The following is a 17,918-nucleotide window of genomic DNA, read 5'->3' on the forward strand; positions in this document are numbered from 1 at the left end:
GTTGGCGGGCCGGCGTTCACTCATCCCTCCTTTTGCCGGTGGGGGTCGACTTGCCGGACGGGGTTTGCGGCTGGGTCGCCTGCCCGCCATCGTCGCCGTCGAACTCGTCCGGCAATTCGGTGCCGTCGTCGGTGAACCAGTCGCGGATGAAGCCGGGGGCCAGCGCCGACCATTCGTTGACGTTGATCCTGGGTTCGTTGAGGCCACCCTCGATCGAGTAGGTCGCCGCGAACATGCCCTCACCCTCGCCGCCCTGCAGCAACGGCCCGATCAGGGGAATGTTGCCGAACACGCTGTTGAGGGCATAGGCCGGCACCAGCGTTCCCTTGACATTGACGAGGTTGCGGTCGAGGTCGATCTTGCCCTGTGCCGTGACGCCGATGGAGGGGCCGGCGCTGCGAAACCGGCGCACATCGATGAGGCCCCTTGTCTTCACGAAGCGGCCGCTGGCGCCGCCGAATAGGAAGCCCTCGCCGGTCACCGCATCGACCACCCCGGTCAGGGTGGCGACACTGAGGAAGCGGGCGATGAAGGGTGTGTTGACGAGGCGAAAGGACGACATCTCGATCCGCCCGCGCAATGGCCGCCAGGGCTGGTTGTCCTTCACCTTGCCGGTGATCGACAGGGTCCCCCCCTCGACCGAATCATAGAGGCCGAGAGCGCGCAGCGCGCCGCCGCCGTCGCTGGTCGTTATGCTGAGGGCATGCTCGCCAGGATCGCCCGGCCGATAGTCGAAGGTGATTGGCTCGCCGCTGGGCAGTGTCGCCTGGAAGGCGACCAGATCCCACCATTGCGGTTCCCGTACTGCCTCGATCGTGACACCGGTCAGTTCCTGTCCCTCGCCCAGGCTGAGCCCGCTCAGCTTGCCGCGCAGCGTGAAGGGCCGCTGTCGCTCCGGTTCGGTCAGCGCCAGTTCCTCGGGCGTCAGTGGATCGTCATCCTCCATCCAGGGCGAGGCGTCGAGATAGCCGTCGTCCACCGTTGCCAGGGTCCAGCCGTCGCGCAACTCGACGTCAACCCCGGCCAGTTGCGATCCGCCCATCCTGAGATCCGGCAGGGTCACGCGCGAGACGTTGCCAGCGGCGTCGAATGTCAGCGCGCCCCTGGCCGCGAGATCGTCTGTCGCCACCTCGAAGCTCGGTATCGCGACCGGCCGGTCGCCGGCGATATCCAGCACCAGCTCCGCCCTCGCCGCCGCACCGGGGTCCTTCCACCATTTGGCGGCCGGCAGTTCGAGCCTTGCCTGGGCTAGGTCAAGCTTGCCTTCCAGCCGCGCCTTGCCATCGGCAAAGGTTGTATAGAGGAAATCGCACATGCACTGGCCGGTGACCCAGGTGCGATAATCGAAGCCGAGCAGGGCCAGCTGGTCGGCGTCGATCGTCCCTACCGCATGCAGCCTCTCATCGAAGGCGGCGCTGTCGGTGAAGGTCTGTGTCCAGTCCAGCTGCAACGGCGCCCCGGCAAAGACGATTGGTCCGGTGATGTTCATCCCGCTCTCGTCCAGCGAGATATCGAGCGTGCCGTCGGTGACATCCTGGTCGAAGCGCATCTTGCGGATCGCCACCTTCTCCAGCCGGGCGTCGACCTTCAGCTTTACGTCATCGAAAGCGAGGTTCTTTGCAGCCGGAAAGTCGAACAGGATGCTCGCCTTGGCGTCGCCGGCGGTCGTTTTTGGATCGATGCCGAGTTTCGCCGCATAACCCAGGCGCGGGTGGTCGAGCAGCACCAGCGCGTCCGAAAGCGGCGCTTCCAGATCGCCGCCGACCTTGATGAACTGGTCCTCGACATCAAGACCGGTTATTTCCAGCGCGCCCTTGGTGACCTTCACATTGCCGACCGCGCCGCCCGAGATCGTCGCCCGGAAGGTCTTGGCGTCGAACTCGGCCGTTGCCACGCCATTCTCGATGGGGGGCATCGGCCGCAGGTAATGGACGGTCAGGCCGGTGGTCGACAGGGTGCCGCTGACCGATTGCAGGGCGATCCCGGACCCGCCGATCGGCAGGCGCATCAAGAGGTCTGCGCTCGCCTCCTCGACCATCCCCGCCGGGATGTTCGGCACCACCCAGGCGCGCGTGTCGGCGGCGACTTCTTCCGGCCAGAAGGGATCCAGCCGGTCCGCCGGCAGTTTCGTCACCTGCAAGTCGGCGGCCAGAAGCGGCGCGCCGCCGTCCCAGGCCTGGCCGGTGAAGGCTCCCTGCCATTGCGCGTTTGCCTCGATTCGCGGCCCGCCGAGATCGATGTTGAGCGAGCTCAGCATGATGTCGCTGCGCCGGTCGAGCCGACCTTCGGCTGCGAGGCTCATGATCGGCAGCGGTTCCTTGAACCAGCGCGGCAGGTCGAGTTCGCCGGCACCGCCCGACAGGCTGAAATCGATGACGCCGACATCGCCGACATGATCCTCCGAGACCGTGATCGCAGTGGTGACCTTGGCCGAGACCGCGAGGTCAACGGTCGACAATTCCGAGAGCGCCGGCTCGATCAGGCCGAGGGCCGACAATTGCAGTGCGCCGACGCTGGATTCCAGGCGCAGCACGCGGGTATCGCGGTTGTAGGACAGGCTGGCGCTGAGAATCGCCGGATCGCCCAATTGCGGCAGTGCCGCAAACATGTCGCCCACCAGGCCGTCGACGTCGCGCCTGGCCTCGGCACCAAAGCCCTCCGCCTGCCAGGTCAGGCCGGTGACGTGGTCGATCATCTGCACCGATCCGTTGAGGATCGCCGCCGAGGTCAGATATCCGGTCGGGCGGTTGTAATCGGGCGGCCCCAGCATATCGTTGGCGAAGAGGAACAGCGCCTCGAAGCTGCCGTCGCCGCCGGCTGTCACCGCTTCCGGCGCCAGAATACCGCCCGGGCCGAAGGCGATCGACCCGTCGGCATTGCGTACCAGGGTCAGGCGGGGCCCGATGATCTCGATCTTCGACGGTGCGACCAGGCCCTTCAGCATGGCCCGCGCGCTGAAGGTGAATGAAACTTCGGGCAGTGTTGCCAGTTCGCGGCCGTCGCGGTCACGCACCCGCAGATTGATGGCACGCACGTCGAGATTGCGGTCCCAGCCGGCCCAGGTCAGTACCGTGTCTTCGATCGAGATCAGATAGGGCTGATCGGCACGCGCCAGCGCCTGCTCGACATAGCCTGACAGGAAGCGCAGGTGGATCGGGCCTTCCTGGGTCAGTCGCCAGGTCAGGAAGGCAAAAAGGATCGCCGCGCCGGCAAGCACCGCGCCCAGCACTTCGAAGGTCAGCCGGACCGTGCGGCGCATCAACGCGACACCGCCCCGGCACCTTCTGCCGTGCAACCGGTTGGCCCGGCCTCCCGTTCCGGCCGGCGATTCGCCGTCTCCGGCCGAAGCGCAGCACCATGCATGTGCTTGACCGGAACGCTCAGCCTCATCACTCTCTCGCCAGTCCTTGCCCGTTCCAGAAGCGCCATCCGTGACGATATCGCCGCTTGCCGCACTTGATCCTTCCAGTCTGCCACGACCCAGCGACCCGCGTCAGGTGGAGTTGCACCGCGACATGCTGCGGCAGAACCTGTCGGCTGAGGACAACGCGACGCTGGCCGCTTCGCCGATCGCCGCCTCGCTCCTGGCGGCATTGTGCGGAAATTCGCCCTTCCTCGGCCGATGCCTGCTGGCTGAAACCGGAACCTTCCTCGAACTTTTAGCCCAGGATCCCGATTCTGTCTTTAACAATGTCGTGACCGCTGTCACACCCAAGTCATTGGAAGGGCTGGCAGAAACGGAACTGATGAGTGCCCTGCGTCGCGCCCGGCGGCAGGTGGCGCTGATCGTCGCCACCGGTGATGTGAGCGGCCTCTGGCCGCTCGAGAAGGTGACGGCGGCCCTCACCAGATTTGCCGAAACCGCCCTCTCGGCGACGCTCTGCCACCTCCTGCGCCAGCTCGCCGCCAGCGGCGAAATCGAACTGCCGCATCCCGACGACCCGGAGCTGGATTCCGGCTTTATCATCCTCGGCCTCGGCAAGCTGGGGGCCCGGGAACTCAACTATTCTAGCGACATCGACCTTATCCTGTTGTTCGAACGGGAAAAGGTCCGTTACACCGGGCGCAAGACGGCGCAGGAGTGCTTCGTTCGCCTCGCCCGCAACATGGTCCGCATCCTCCAGGACAGTACCGCCGACGGCTATGTCTTCCGGATTGATCTCCGCTTGCGGCCAGACCCCGCTTCCACACCTTTGGTGATCTCGACGCTCGCCGCCGAGACCTATTACGAGGGCATGGGGCAGAACTGGGAGCGTGCCGCTATGATCAAGGCTCGCGTCGTTGCCGGCGACCAGGAGGCGGGCTCGCTCTTTCTCTATCGCTTGCGCCCCTTCATCTGGCGCAAGCACCTCGATTTCGCCGCCATCCAGGACATCCACTCGATCAAGCGGCAGATCCACGCGGTCAAGGGTCATCGCCAGGTCGCGGTCGGCGGCCATAACATCAAGCTGGGGCGCGGCGGCATCCGCGAGATCGAGTTCTTCGCCCAGACGCAGCAGCTGATCTGGGGTCGACGTGCCAAGGAACTGCGCAACCGCACCACCTGCGGGGCCATCGAGGGCCTGGTCCAGGTCGGCAAGTGCAGCCGCACCGTCGCCGACGAACTTATCCGCGCCTATCGCTATCTGCGCCAGGTCGAGCACCGCCTGCAGATGATCGACGACCAGCAGACGCAAACTCTGCCGGATTATGGACCGGCTCTCGACCGTGTCGCCATCTTCAACGGTCACAGCGACACGGCCGAGTTCGAGGCGACCCTGCGCTATCATCTGGGTCGCGTCGAAGATCACTACGCCGAATTGTTCGAGGAAGCGCCGAGCCTCGGGGCTGCCGAAGCCGGCATTGCCGGCAGCCTGGTTTTCACCGGCACCGAGGACGACCCGGAGACGGTCAACACCCTGCAACGCATGGGCTTCGGCGACGGCAGCGCCATCTCGGCCCAGATCCGCGCCTGGCATCACGGCCGCTATCGCGCCACCCGAAGCGCCCGGGCGCGCGAATTGCTGACGGAACTGATGCCGCGCCTGCTGGCCGCCCTGGCCAACAGCGCCGATCCCGACATTGCTTTCCGTCGCTTCGACGATTTCCTGCGCGCCCTGCCGGCCGGGGTGCAGTTCTTCGCCCTGCTTTACTCCAATCCGGCGCTGCTCGACCTCATCGCCGAGGCCATGGGCATGGCGCCGTTCCTCGCCGAACAATTGGCGCGCCGCCCCGCTCTGCTGGACGGGGTGCTGGCGGCCGGGCTCTATGATGTCAGCAGCGACAAGGACGCCCTCGTCGCCGACCTCGATCGGCAGCTCGAACTGGCGGCCGACTTCCAGGACGCGCTTGACGTGCTGCGGCGCTGGACCAAGGACCAGCAATTCCAGATCGGCGTCAGGTTGCTGCGCGGCCTGATCGATGGCGATGCCGCAGGCCCGCGACTTTCCGATGTCGCCGATTGTGCCCTGCAAGCCCTGTTCCCGCGCGTCATGGCTGAATTCCTGCAGCCGCACGGCCGGCTTCCCGGTCGCGGCCTGGCCCTGCTGGCTCTTGGCAAGCTCGGCAGCCGCGAGATGACCGTGACGTCTGACCTCGACCTTGTCTTTCTCTACGACGTCCCCGGTGACGTCGAGAACTGGGACACCCTGCTGTCGAGCGGCGCCAAGCCGTTGCCGCCGATCCAGTACTATGCCCGCCTCGCGCAGCGCCTGATCAGTGCGATCACGGCGGCGACCGGCGAGGGACGCCTGTTCGAGGTGGATATGCGCCTGCGCCCCAGCGGAAATTCCGGGCCGATCGCCAGCGGCCTCGCCTCGTTCGAGAAATACCAGGCCACCGAAGCCTGGACCTGGGAGCACATGGCCCTGACGCGGGCCCGGGTGATCGCCGGCGATGCCGGTTTTGCGGCCGATGTCCGGGCGGCGCTAGACCGCATCATCTGCCGGGAACGCGACCCGGAGAAACTGCGCCTCGACATCCTCGACATGCGCCGGCGCATGGCACAGCAGCATCGCACCGACGATGTCTGGGACCTGAAGCATTGCCGCGGCGGCCAGGTCGACATCGACTTCATTGCGCAATACCTGATCCTGCGCCATGCCCGGGGCGATGCCGCGATCATCGCCGGAGATCCGGTGGTGGCTCTGACCCGTATCCGCGACCAGGGTTTGCTGGAGCCCGGCATCGCCAATACGCTGATCGAGACGGCAAGGCTCTGGCATTGCCTGCAGCAGATCATCCGCCTGGTGGTGGAGGGCAGGCTGGTAGAGGCGAAGTTGTCGGAGCCGACGCGTCGGCAACTCGCACAGAGCGCCAGCGAGCCGGATTTCAATGCCCTGAAGGCCATGGTGATGGACCGGCAGGCACAGGTATTCGCCCTGTTCAACAAGATTTTCGACGTGGATTCCAGCGAGGAGGGAGACAGACAAGATGGCAGCCAGGACCGCGATGCTTGAGATCGGCGACAAGGCCCCCGCCTTCAACCTGAAGACCGATGGCGGTGGCAAGGTTTCCTTGAGTGGACTCAAGGGCAAGAACGTCGTGCTGTATTTTTATCCCAAGGACGATACCAGCGGCTGCACCGCCGAGGCCTGCGGTTTCCGCGACAAGCAACCCGCCTTCAAGAAGCTGGATGCAGTCGTGATCGGCGTTTCGCGGGATTCGGTCGAGAGCCACGACAAGTTCAAGAAGAAGTACGACCTCAACTTCACGCTGGGGGCCGATGACACCGGCAAGGTGACCGAGGATTACGGCGTCTGGGTGGAAAAGAGCATGTACGGCAAGAAGTATATGGGCATCGAACGCGCCACCTATCTGATCGACGCCAAGGGCGTCATCCGCGGCATCTGGCGCAAGGTCAAGGTCCCCGGCCATGTCGAGGAGGTCGCCAAGGCGATCAAGGAACTGGATTGATGGACGATCTTGCCGGCGCGGCGATCGCCGTCCTTGCAACGGCGGATGCCGCTGCAAAGGCCGCGCTGGCACGTCAAGCAGCCGCCGCCTGGCGCGCCGGCGCGCTTGCCATGCCGCTGGCAGTGACGCCGCCGGACCGTCCGGCGCGGCCGGTTCGGCCGGCCCTCTGCCGGCCGGGCGACATGCCGCGCCGCAAGGGCGGCGGCAATGCGGAAAAGCGCATCGCCCTGCTGCATGCCCTGGCCCATATCGAGTTGAACGCGATCGATCTTGCCTGGGACATGGTAGCGCGCTTCGGCGCCACGGATATGCCGCGCGCCTTTCTCGACGATTGGGTCCGCGTCGGCGACGAGGAGGGCCTGCATTTTTCGCTGCTGCAGGCGCGGCTCGGCGATCTTGGCGCCGCCTATGGCGATCTCCCCGCCCATGACGGGTTGTGGCAAGCCGCAACCGAGACCGCGCATGATCTGCTGGCGCGCCTCGCCATCGTGCCGCTGGTGCTGGAGGCGCGCGGCCTCGACGTGACCCCGGCGACGGTCGCCAGCCTGCGCCGTGGCGGCGACGACGCCAGTGCCGACATCCTCGGTATCATCTATCGCGACGAGATCGGCCATGTCGCCATCGGCAAGAGATGGTTCGATCACGTGGCGAACGCGCGCGGCCTGGAGCCGCGTGCTGTCTGGCAGGACCTGGTCCGCACCCATTTCAAGGGCCGCCTGAAGCCGCCCTTCAACACGGAGGCCCGCGACGCCGCCGGCTTTTCCGCGGCGTTCTACGGACCGCTCGCCGAGATCACCTACTGAGGCAGCGGGCCGAAGAGCAGGTTGTCGAGCCCGCGCACCAGACCCTTCAGCGCAACGACGCGCCGTGCCGCCAACAGGGTGCCGGCGACATAGGGGCCGGCCGAGGTGCCGGCATCATGGCGGATCGTGAGGCGCTCGCCCTCTTTGCCGAAGATGGTTTCGACCGCCAGCACATAGCTGGGCAGCCGCACCGCATGGACGCGGCCGCCGCCGACATCGGCGCCGCGTGTTTCCTTCGGTCCGATGATCTCATCGATCGGATGGCCCGGCACACTTTTCTGGATGGCGCCCATGCGCTCGGCCAGTTCCCGCGCCGTCCCCGAGGGCACGTCGGGCTTGCTCGCCTTGGCGTAGTCGATGATCTCGTAATCGGCGACGTGTTGCGCCGCCAGCAGGGAGAAGCGCGTCAGCAGGCTGGCGGTGATCGAGAAATTGCCGCTGGCTACCACACCCAGCCCCTGGCGCTCGGCCGCGTTTGCAATCTCGGCATAATCCTCGGCGCCGAGGCCCGATGTGCCGACCACTGCGGGGACACCCAGTGCAAGCGCTGTCAGCACATTCGCTTTTACCGCCGACGGATGCGTGTAATCGATATAGACGTCGGTGGGCTCGGCCTTCAGCGCCGCCGCCACATCGCCGGCGACGGCCAGACCAAGGGGCTCCAGCCCGGCCACTGTTCCGGCATCGGCGCCGGCCGCCTTGCGCGCGACAGCGCCCGCCAGCGCCAGATCCGGCGCTGCCACCACGCCCGCCACCAGCGCCTTGCCGGTCCAGCCAGTGGCACCCCCGATACAGATTCGCAACGACATCGCTAACCCTTCCCCAGTCCAAATGAGTTCTGCCCGGGTGCGACGGCTTGCCCCATCTGGGGTGCCGACCCGGCTTTGACTTGCATCATCCGACATAGGATATTGCGCCTTGATCCCCAGAGCCAGCCGCCAGGGATGCGCGGCAGGCATGCCTGACCGGAAAGAAATCATGTCCGCGAGACCGAATTCGCTTGCCGCACGCGACGGCGCCTATCATTTCCACGGCTATACCAACGCCCTCAAGAACGAGCAGGAAGGCGGCTTCGTCGTCACCCGCGGCGATGGGCCCTTCATCTATACCGAGGAAGGCAAGGAGTATTTCGACGGCCTCTCTGGCCTGTGGTGCTGCGCCCTCGGCTTCGGGCCGCAGCCGCGCCTGATCGAGGCGGCGAGGCGGCAGATGGAGATCCTGCCCTACTACCACACCTTCACCCAGAAGGTGGCGACGCCGACGGTGGAACTGGCCGAAAAGCTGGTCGGCCTCGCTCCGGTCCCGATGTCGAAGGCCTATTTCTGCAATTCGGGTTCCGAGGCCAACGATACCGCGATCAAGATGGTCTGGTATTTCAACAATGCTCTCGGCCGCCCGCAGAAGAAAAAGATCATCGCCCGCAACAAGGCCTATCACGGCGTCACCATTGCCTCGGGATCACTCACCGGCCTGCCCGCCGTCCACGCCGATTTCGACTTGCCGGTTCCCGGCATCCTGCGCACCGACTGCCCGCATCATTACCGCTTTGCCGAGCCGGGCGAGAGCGAGGCGGATTTCGCCACGCGCTGTGCCGAGAACCTGGAGAAGCTGATCCTCGCGGAAGGGCCGGAAACGATCGCGGCCATGTTCGCGGAACCGGTTCAGGGTGCGGGCGGCGTCATCATCCCGCCCGCGACCTATTGGGCCAAGGTGATGCCCATCCTCAGGAAGTACGAAATTCTGCTGGTCGCCGACGAGGTCATCTGCGGCTTCGGCCGTACCGGCAATTGGTGGGGCAGCCAGACCTACGGCATGACGCCCGACCTCGTCACCAGCGCCAAGCAATTGTCAGCCGGCCAGGCGCCGATCGCGGCCATTCTCATCAACCAGCCGGTCTACGAGACCCTGCGCGACCATTCCAATCGCCTTGGCAGCTTCGCCCACGGCCTGACCTATTCCGGCCACCCGCTCGCGGCCGCGGTAGCCCTGGAAACGCTCCGCATCTACGAGGATCTCGACATTGTCGCCCGCGTCCGCGCGCTCGCCCCGCACTTTGCCCGCGGCATGCAGGCCTTTGCCGGACACCCGCTGGTGGGCGAGGTGCGCCAGATCGGCCTGGTCGGCGCCATCGAACTGGTGCGCGACAAGGCAAGCCACGCCAGCTTCGATTCCAAGCTCGCCGTTGGGCCGAATCTGGTCCGGATTGCCCACGATCATGGCCTGATCGTTCGGCCGGTGGTGGATTCGATCTGCTTCTGCCCGCCGCTAGTCTCGACCGAGCAGCAGCTTGACGAAATGTTCGCGCGCTTCGGCAAGGCGCTGGAGGAGACCCACGCCTGGCTCCGGCGCGAGGGCCAAGTCTGACATGTCGGGCCGTTTCGACAGCCTGTTTGCTGACAGGCTCGGCGCCCTGAAAGACGAAGGGCGCTATCGGGTCTTTGCCGATATCGAGCGCCTCGCCGGCCGCTTCCCTAAGGCGCTCTACCGCGGCAGCCCGGATGCCGCGCCGGTCGAAGTCACGGTCTGGTGCAGCAACGACTATCTCGGCCAGGGCCAGCACCCCGCCATCATCGCCGCCATGCAGGCGTCGGCCGGGCGCTGCGGGGCCGGGGCCGGCGGCACCCGCAACATCTCGGGCAACAGCCATGAACTGGTCGAGCTTGAGCGCGAACTGGCCGCCTGGCACGGCAAGGAAGCAGCCCTCACCTTCACCTCCGGCTTCGTCGCCAACGAAGCCGCACTCAGCGTCCTGGCGCGGCAGATTCCGGGCTGCATCGTCTTCTCGGATGCCGATAACCACGCCTCGATGATCGCCGGCATCCGCAACAGCCGCGCCGAGTATCAGATTTTCCGCCACAATGACGTCGCACATTTGCGATCCCTGCTGGCCGCCGCGCCGGCAGACCGGCCCAAGCTGATCGCCTTCGAGAGCGTCTATTCGATGGATGGCGACATCGCCCCCATCGGCGCCATCTGCGATCTTGCCGACGAATTCGGCGCCCTCACCTATCTCGACGAGGTGCATGCGGTCGGATTGTATGGCCCGCAGGGTGCCGGTGTCGCTGCCCGCGACGGCCAGGCGCATCGCCTCGACATCATCCAGGGAACGCTCGGCAAGGCATTCGGCCTGATCGGCGGCTACATCGCCGGCTCCGCCCTGCTGGTTGATTTCGTGCGCAGCTTCGCCCCCGGCTTCATCTTCACGACTGCCCTGCCGCCAGTCATTGCGGCCGGCGCCCGCGCCAGCCTGGCGCTGCTTTCGGCAGCCGACGATCTGCGCACCGCGCATCAGGCCCAAGCGGGCAAGCTCAAGACGATGCTGGCCAAAGCCGGCCTGCCGGTGCTGCCCAGCGCCAGCCATATCGTGCCGGTCATGGTCGGTGATGCCGATTCCTGCCGCGAGGCTGCCGGATTGCTGTTGCAGCGTCACCGGATTTATGTCCAACCGATCAACTTTCCGACCGTTCCCCGTGGCACGGAAAGGTTGCGCTTCACGCCGAGCCCCTATCACAATGATAGGTTGCTGTCGGAACTGGTGACGGCTCTTGGCGCGGTCTGGCGCGAGCTCTATCTCCCCATAGCGGCCTGAGCGCAGATCGTCGCGCCGTGACGCGTTCTCCGGGCCGCTCGACCCGGAGCGATCCCATGGCTCGCCTCCTGCGCGGCGCTTGGCTGTGCGCCGGGCGTTTTGCGTTGACTCGCTCTGCGCTGGTGCATTAAACGCGGATGGTGGCCGTGAAAATGCCACTGGCGCTGCAGCGCACAAGAAAAAATGTTTCGCATTCACGTGACCTGTCAGGGTTGCTGAGCGGGGGCTGAGTTTGGGAACGATGGGTACGAGCACGGATCCGTTTGTCGTTTTTTCAGATGTACAAAAGACCTATGACGGCGAGATTCTCGTCGTTAAGAACCTCAATCTGACCATTGAGCGCGGCGAATTCCTGACCCTGCTGGGGCCGTCAGGCTCCGGCAAGACCACGACCTTGATGATGCTGGCCGGTTTCGAGGTTCCGACCCATGGCCGCATCGAGATCGACAAGGTCGAGGTCAACAACGTCGCGCCGCACAAGCGCAATATCGGCATGGTGTTCCAGAACTATGCCCTGTTCCCCCACATGACGGTGGAGGAGAACCTCGCCTTCCCGCTGCAGGTGCGCAAGGTTCCGAAAAGTGAAATTGCCGCCAAGGTCGAGCGCGCCCTCGACATGGTGCAGATGCCGGCCATGGGCAAGCGGCGACCGGCCCAGCTCTCGGGCGGACAGCAGCAGCGCGTCGCCTTGGCCCGCGCCCTTGTCTTCGACCCCAAGCTGGTGCTGATGGACGAACCGCTGGGCGCCCTCGACAAGCAGCTGCGCGAGCACATGCAGATCGAGATCAAGCACATCCACGAGCGGCTCGGCGTCACCATCGTCTACGTGACCCATGACCAGTCGGAAGCGCTGACCATGTCCGACCGTGTCGCCGTGTTCAATGACGGCATAATCCAGCAGCTGGCGCGGCCGGCCGACCTCTATGAACGGCCGGAAAACTCCTTCGTCGCCCAGTTCATCGGCGAGAACAACCGCCTCAACGGCAAGGTGACGTCGATCGGCAACGGTGCCTGCACCGTGGCGATCGAAGGTCAGGGCCAGGTCGCGGCGACCCCCATCAGCGTGCGGGATGCAGGCAGCCCGACGACGCTTTCCCTGCGTCCCGAACGCGTGCGGATCAACCCGGAAGCGGGCCAGTATCCCAACCAGTTCGAGGCCGAGGTGCAGGAACTGATCTATCTGGGCGACCATACGCGCTGCCGCGTCTCGGTCCTGGGCAATGCCAACTTCATCGTCAAGGTGCCCAATGCCGAGGGCGTTCCCGCCATGTCGCCGGGCCAGAAGGTCAGGGTGGCGTGGAAGGCCGAGGATTGCCGCGCACTCGACGCGTTCTGACGAATTCGTGTGTGGACCGGGCGTGACGCCAGTCGTCATGATCGGACTGCACCAGCAATTGGCTACCGGGCCCGGGCTTCACACCGCTCCGGCCGGGACCCCGGGAAGGCGAGCGGTAGAAATCGTGTTTCCAAACCGAAAATCCGTTTCGGGTGGCACACGCAGGGAAGGTTCAGAGACATGAAAAAGCAGATGATGATTAAGGGGTCCGTCGCGGCATTGGTCGCGGCCGGCGTCCTGGCCACGGCGGCCTACGCCTCCGGCAGCCTGACTGTGGTCTCCTGGGGCGGCGCCTATCAGGAAGCGCAGCGCAACACCATCTTCAAGCCCTATGCCGACAAGACCGGCGCCGCGGTGAAGGAAGAGGAATACACCGGCGAAATCGCCAAGATCCGCGCCATGGTCGAGAGCGGCACGGTCAGCTGGGACGTGATCAGCGTCGACACCCCGACCGCCCTGCAGGGCTGCGACGAGGGTGTGCTGGAGGAACTCGACTATTCCCGCATCGTCGACAAGTCCAAGATCCTGCCCGGCGCCGCCCTGGATTGCGCCATCGGTTCGGACGTCTATGCCACCATCTTCGCCTACAACACGACCAAGTTCCAGGAAGGGCCGAAGACGATTGCCGACTTCTTCGATCTCGAGAAGTTCCCGGGCAAGCGCGGCATGCAGAAGAACCCGATGAACAACCTGGAATGGGCCCTGATCGCCGACGGCGTCGAGAAGGACAAGGTGTATGAAGTGCTCGGCACGCCGGAGGGCGTCGACCGCGCCTTCGCCAAGCTCGACACCATCAAGAGCCAGGTTGTCTGGTGGGAAGCCGGCGCCCAGCCGCCGCAATGGCTTGCCGATGGCGAAGTGGTGATGAGCACGGCCTGGAACGGCCGTATCGCCAATGCGATCAAGGAAGGCGCACCGCTCCAGATCGTCTGGGACGCCCAGGCGCCCGACCTCGACATGTGGGCCATCGCCAAGGGCACGCCCAACATCGACGCGGCCTATGACTTCATCGCCTTTGCCAGCACGCCGGAAGTCCAGTCGGCCCTGGCGCCGTCGATCCCCTATGGCCCGACCCATCTCGACGCGGTCGCGCTGGTCGAGCCGGAACTGGCCAAGACCCTGCCGACGCATCCGGACAACCTGGCCCTGGCCTATCCGTTCAGCGCCGAGTTCTGGGGCGACAACATGGAAGAACTGCGCGCCCGCCTCAACACCTGGCTGGCCCAGTAACGCAGATCGTCACGGCCGGCGGGAAGCCAACTTCCCGCCGGTTCCTTTTTTTAGTCCTTGCTTCAATCTCGAGCGTCGGCCCGCAGCATGAGTGTTACCACCTTCGATCTAGTGCAATCCTCGCTGAAGGCGAGGCTGCGTCGCGCCGAACGCATGCAGCGCTTGCGCGCCGGTCTGCTGGTCTTGCCGCTCTTCCTGTTCGTCCTCCTCGTCTTCCTGGTGCCGATCGTCATCCTGATGACGCGCGCCGTGGACAATCCGGAAATCGCCGACAACCTTCCCCGGACCATCGAAGCTCTCGCTGAGTGGGACGGCACCGATCTTCCCGGCGAGCCCGTCTTCGCCGCCTTTGCCGAGGATCTGCGCGAGACCCAGAAAACCAAGAATACCGGCCTCGTCGGCAAGCGGCTCAACTACGAAATCTCGGGCGCCCGCAGCAAGTCATTGCAGGCCGGCCGCGCCGCCGAGAAGATGGAAAGCGGCCCCTACAAGGAGGCCTTCCTCGCCCTCGACCCGCTTTGGGGCAAGACCGAGACCTGGAGCGCCATCAAGCGCGCCGGCAGCCCCACCACCAGCTTCTATCTGCTGAAGGCGGTCGACCTGCAATGGAGCCCGGCCGGCGAGATCGAGCAGGTGCCGCCCGACCAGCGCCTGTTCGTCGACATCTTCATCCGCACGCTCGGCATCAGCACGCTGGTAACGCTCGCGACCCTGCTGCTCGGCTTTCCGCTCGCCTATATCCTGGCGACGCTGCCGCCCAGGCACAGCAATATCCTGCTCATCTTCGTGCTGCTGCCGTTCTGGACCTCGCTGCTGGTCCGCACCACGGCCTGGGTGGTGGTGCTGCAGACGGAAGGCCCGATCAACAACCTGCTGCTCTGGCTGGGGCTGACCGACGAGCCCCTGCAGCTGATTTTCAGCCGCTTCGGTACCGTGGTCGCGATGACCCATATCCAGCTGCCCTTTACCCTGCTGCCGATCTACAGCGTCATGAAGACGATCTCGCCCAGCTATGTGCGCGCGGCGCGCTCGCTCGGCGCCGGTCCGTTCCGCGCTTTCTGGACAGTCTATTTTCCACAGACCGTCCCCGGCATCGCCGCGGGCTGCCTGCTCACCTTCATCCTCTGCCTCGGCTATTACATCACGCCGGCCCTGGTTGGCGGCCCGTCCGACCAGATGATCAGCTATTTCGTGGCCCTCTACACCAACCGCGAACTCAACTGGGGCCAGGCATCGGCCCTGGGTGCCGTGCTGCTCTGCGCCACCCTCATCCTCTATGCCGTCTACAACCGCCTTGTCGGTATCGACAAGATGAAGCTCGGGTGATCGCGCCATGCTGAACCTGCCACCCTACGCCTCGCCCCTGGAGCGCCTCTGGCGCGTGGCGCTCATTCTGCTTTGCGCGATGGTGCTGCTGTACCTGATCTCGCCGATCATCGCGATCATGCCGCTGAGCTTCAATTCCGAGCCCTATTTCACCTATCCGATGCCGGGCCTCTCGATGCGCTGGTATGAGGATTTCTTCACCGATCCGCGTTGGCTTGATGCGCTGAAATCCTCGCTCATCATTGCCATTTCGGCGACCGCTCTCTCGATGGTGCTGGGGACGCTGGCAGCACTCGGCCTTGCCAAGGCGAATTTTCCCTATCGCGCCTGGGTAATGGCCTTTCTGATCTCGCCGATGATCGTGCCCGTGGTGATCACCGCGGTCGGCATGTATTTCTTCTTCGCCAATCTCGGCCTCAACAATACCTATTTCGGCATCATCCTGGCGCATACCGCATTGGCGACACCCTTCGTGGTCATCACCGTGACGGCGACGCTGATCGGTTTCGACCAATCGCTCAACCGCGCCGGGGCCAGCCTTGGCGCACCGCCGCTGACCGTCTTCCGCAAGATCACCCTGCCGCTGATCCTGCCCGGCATGATCTCCGGCGCCCTCTTTGCCTTTATCACCTCCTTCGACGAGGTGGTGGTGGTGCTGTTCATCGCCAGCCCCGACCAGCGTACCCTGCCCCGGCAGATGTTCAGCGGCATCCGCGAGCAGATCAGCCCGACCATTACGGCTGCCGCCACCATGCTGGTCCTGACTGCCGCGGCAATGCTGGTGACGGTCGAATTGTTGCGCCGCCGCTCCGAACGCCTGCGCGGTATCCGCAGCTAGGAATACCGCCCGCGGTCCGCCCCTCCGGCGGCCGGGGCTTGCGGAGGCCGGGTTCGGCGGCTAAGACAGCCCCCATGTCCCGATCCTTTCCTCTCGCTTCCCCGCGGGCCCTGCGCGGCACCCTTGCAGCCTTTGCCGGTCTGGCAGCGGCGGCCCTGGCGGCCTGCCAGAGTCCCGAACCGGTACGCCCAGCGATGCTGGCAGAACTGCCGGCACTGGCGGAGCAGGTCGCGGCCGGTCGCGTTACCGCCGGGGAAAGGCAGATGGTCGTGGCCGCGCATCCGCTGGCAGCGGCCGCCGGGCGCGACATCCTGCGGCGCGGCGGCAGCGCCATCGACGCCGCCATCGCCGTGCAGATGGTGCTTACCCTGGTGGAACCGCAATCCTCCGGCATCGGCGGCGGCGGCTATCTGCTGCATTACGGCATCGAGGACGGCCGCATCGACAGCTATGACGGCCGCGAAACGGCGCCCGCCGCCGCGCGGACAGATCGATTCCTGCAGCCGGACGGCCAGCCGATGCCGTTTCGCGAGGCGATGGCCGGTGGGCGATCTGTCGGCGTGCCGGGCGTGCTGCGCATGCTGGAACTGGCGCACCAGGATCACGGCCGCCTGCCCTGGCGCGACCTGTTCGCAGCGGCGATCGCCCATGCCGAACAGGGCTTCCCGGTTTCGCCGCGCCTGTCCGGCAGGATCGCCGGGGACGCATTGTTGGCCACACAGCCGACAACGCGCGGCTATTTCTTCACGCCGGACGGCAAGCCGCTGGCGCCGGGCGCCATGCTGCGCAACCCGGAATTGGCCAGGAGTCTGCGCGAAATCGCTGATGGCGGTGCCGACGCCTTTTACCGCGGACGCATTGCCCGCGAGATCGTGGACGCCGTCAACGCGGCTGTGCCGCAGCCGGGCGATATCACACTTGCCGACCTCGCCGGCTATCGCCCGGAACGCCGCGCCGCGCTCTGCCTTGATTACCGGGCGCGCCACGTCTGCAGCATGGGCCCGTCCAGTTCCGGCGGCCTCGCCGTGCTGCAGATCCTCGGCATCCTGCGCCAGTTCGATCTGGCGCCACTCGACCCTGGCGGAATCGATGCGGCGCATCTCTTTGCCGAGGCAAGCCGCCTCGCTTTTGCCGATCGCGATCGCTATGTCGCCGACCCCGCCTTTGCCACCATACCGGTGGCGCGCCTGCTCAGCGGCGACTACCTCGCCATGCGCGCCGCCGAGATCGACCCGACCGATGCCATGGACGAGGCCGAACCCGGCCAACCTTCGGATTCGGCCCAGATCGGCGCCCTGCCACCCACGCCGCCGCTGCTGCCGGAACTGCCATCCACCAGCCATATGTCGATCGTCGACGCGACCGGGAACGCCGTCAGCTTCACCAGTTCGATCGAAGGGCCATTCGGCAGCCATGTCATGGCGGCGGGCTTCCTGCTCAACAACCAGCTGACCGACTTTGCCTTCCTGCCGGCCAGTCGTGGTCGCGCAACGGCCAATCGGGTAGAGCCGGGCAAGCGGCCGCGCTCCTCGATGTCGCCGACGCTGGTGTTCGACCGGGTCGACGGCAATCTCATGGCCGTCGTCGGTTCGCCGGGCGGCGCCAACATCATCGGCTATGTGGCACAAGCCCTGCAACGCCTCATTGACTGGCATCAGGACCCCTACACCGCGATCGCCGCGGCGCATGTCATCAACCGCAACGGCGCCACCGTCATCGAGGCCAGTCCCGGCGGCGAGGCGCTGTTCGAGTTGCTGCGGGGGCGCGGCCATCAAGTCCAGACCCAGGCGCTGGAAAGCGGACTCAACGTCATCCTGCTGCAGGACGGTCGCCTCTACGGCGCCAGCGACCCGCGGCGCGAGGGCGTCGCCCTGGCTGATTGACGCCGACGGCCCGCGGGGA

Annotated in this window: 12 protein-coding genes; 10 read left to right on the top strand and 2 right to left on the bottom strand. The window is 65.7% G+C overall.

Annotated elements, in window-relative coordinates:
• Window positions 1–16: 16 nt before the first annotated feature.
• Window positions 17–3,259 carry a YhdP family protein gene (locus A8950_RS16700; protein ID WP_133614818.1) on the bottom strand — a complete coding sequence of 1,081 codons (3,243 nt, stop codon included), beginning with the start codon at window positions 3,257–3,259 and terminating at the stop codon, window positions 17–19.
• A gap of 172 nt (window positions 3,260–3,431) precedes the next feature.
• On the opposite strand from A8950_RS16700, the gene A8950_RS16705 reads away from it, so the two are divergent.
• The 3 genes from A8950_RS16705 to A8950_RS16715 are packed head-to-tail and all read left to right on the top strand — an operon-like array spanning window position 3,432 to window position 7,697.
• Window positions 3,432–6,437 carry a bifunctional [glutamine synthetase] adenylyltransferase/[glutamine synthetase]-adenylyl-L-tyrosine phosphorylase gene (locus A8950_RS16705; protein ID WP_133614819.1) on the top strand — a complete coding sequence of 1,002 codons (3,006 nt, stop codon included), beginning with the start codon at window positions 3,432–3,434 and terminating at the stop codon, window positions 6,435–6,437.
• Window positions 6,412–6,894: a thioredoxin-dependent thiol peroxidase gene (bcp, locus tag A8950_RS16710; RefSeq protein ID WP_243735682.1), complete on the top strand. Its 483-nt coding sequence runs from the start codon at window positions 6,412–6,414 to the stop codon at window positions 6,892–6,894. The genes A8950_RS16705 and bcp overlap by 26 nt, the downstream gene beginning before the upstream one ends.
• Entirely contained in the window at window positions 6,894–7,697 is an 804-nt protein-coding gene (locus A8950_RS16715; RefSeq protein ID WP_133614820.1) for a ferritin-like domain-containing protein, read from the top strand. The genes bcp and A8950_RS16715 overlap by 1 nt, the downstream gene beginning before the upstream one ends.
• Here A8950_RS16715 and dapB read toward each other — a convergent pair.
• Window positions 7,691–8,506 (bottom strand): 4-hydroxy-tetrahydrodipicolinate reductase, encoded by an 816-nt coding sequence (gene dapB, locus A8950_RS16720; protein WP_133614821.1) that lies wholly within the window; start codon window positions 8,504–8,506, stop codon window positions 7,691–7,693. The genes A8950_RS16715 and dapB overlap by 7 nt on opposite strands.
• A 169-nt stretch (window positions 8,507–8,675) precedes the next feature.
• On the opposite strand from dapB, the gene A8950_RS16725 reads away from it, so the two are divergent.
• From A8950_RS16725 to ggt, 7 genes are all read left to right on the top strand, one after another.
• Entirely contained in the window at window positions 8,676–10,061 is a 1,386-nt protein-coding gene (locus tag A8950_RS16725; protein WP_133614822.1) for an aspartate aminotransferase family protein, read from the top strand.
• A gap of 1 nt (window position 10,062) precedes the next feature.
• Window positions 10,063–11,286 (top strand): 5-aminolevulinate synthase, encoded by a 1,224-nt coding sequence (gene hemA / locus A8950_RS16730; protein ID WP_133614823.1) that lies wholly within the window; start codon window positions 10,063–10,065, stop codon window positions 11,284–11,286.
• Window positions 11,287–11,527: 241 nt separating this feature from the next.
• Window positions 11,528–12,622, top strand: a complete 1,095-nt coding sequence (locus A8950_RS16735; protein WP_133614824.1) for an ABC transporter ATP-binding protein — start codon at window positions 11,528–11,530, stop codon at window positions 12,620–12,622.
• Window positions 12,623–12,814: 192 nt separating this feature from the next.
• Window positions 12,815–13,852, top strand: coding sequence for an ABC transporter substrate-binding protein (locus tag A8950_RS16740; RefSeq protein WP_208109905.1), 1,038 nt, complete (start codon window positions 12,815–12,817; stop codon window positions 13,850–13,852).
• A gap of 87 nt (window positions 13,853–13,939) precedes the next feature.
• Complete coding sequence (locus A8950_RS16745) at window positions 13,940–15,178, top strand: ABC transporter permease (RefSeq protein ID WP_133614825.1); 1,239 nt, start codon at window positions 13,940–13,942, stop codon at window positions 15,176–15,178.
• Between the two features lie 7 nt (window positions 15,179–15,185).
• Complete coding sequence (locus A8950_RS16750) at window positions 15,186–16,016, top strand: ABC transporter permease (RefSeq protein WP_166645240.1); 831 nt, start codon at window positions 15,186–15,188, stop codon at window positions 16,014–16,016.
• 74 nt (window positions 16,017–16,090) lie between these two features.
• Window positions 16,091–17,899 carry a gamma-glutamyltransferase gene (ggt, locus tag A8950_RS16755; protein ID WP_133614826.1) on the top strand — a complete coding sequence of 603 codons (1,809 nt, stop codon included), beginning with the start codon at window positions 16,091–16,093 and terminating at the stop codon, window positions 17,897–17,899.
• Window positions 17,900–17,918: the final 19 nt, after the last annotated feature.

The sequence above is a fragment of the Dongia mobilis genome (assembly GCF_004363235.1).
Lineage (GTDB): Bacteria > Pseudomonadota > Alphaproteobacteria > Dongiales > Dongiaceae > Dongia > Dongia mobilis.

Coding starts and splice junctions, on each gene's coding strand:
- A8950_RS16700 (WP_133614818.1), bottom strand. CDS start 3,259: ATGCGCCGCACGGTCCGGCTGACCTTCGAAGTGCTGGGCGCGGTGCTT.
- bcp (WP_243735682.1), top strand. CDS start 6,412: ATGGCAGCCAGGACCGCGATGCTTGAGATCGGCGACAAGGCCCCCGCC.
- A8950_RS16715 (WP_133614820.1), top strand. CDS start 6,894: ATGGACGATCTTGCCGGCGCGGCGATCGCCGTCCTTGCAACGGCGGAT.
- dapB (WP_133614821.1), bottom strand. CDS start 8,506: ATGTCGTTGCGAATCTGTATCGGGGGTGCCACTGGCTGGACCGGCAAG.
- A8950_RS16725 (WP_133614822.1), top strand. CDS start 8,676: ATGTCCGCGAGACCGAATTCGCTTGCCGCACGCGACGGCGCCTATCAT.
- hemA (WP_133614823.1), top strand. CDS start 10,063: ATGTCGGGCCGTTTCGACAGCCTGTTTGCTGACAGGCTCGGCGCCCTG.
- A8950_RS16735 (WP_133614824.1), top strand. CDS start 11,528: ATGGGTACGAGCACGGATCCGTTTGTCGTTTTTTCAGATGTACAAAAG.
- A8950_RS16740 (WP_208109905.1), top strand. CDS start 12,815: ATGATGATTAAGGGGTCCGTCGCGGCATTGGTCGCGGCCGGCGTCCTG.
- A8950_RS16745 (WP_133614825.1), top strand. CDS start 13,940: ATGAGTGTTACCACCTTCGATCTAGTGCAATCCTCGCTGAAGGCGAGG.
- A8950_RS16750 (WP_166645240.1), top strand. CDS start 15,186: ATGCTGAACCTGCCACCCTACGCCTCGCCCCTGGAGCGCCTCTGGCGC.
- ggt (WP_133614826.1), top strand. CDS start 16,091: ATGTCCCGATCCTTTCCTCTCGCTTCCCCGCGGGCCCTGCGCGGCACC.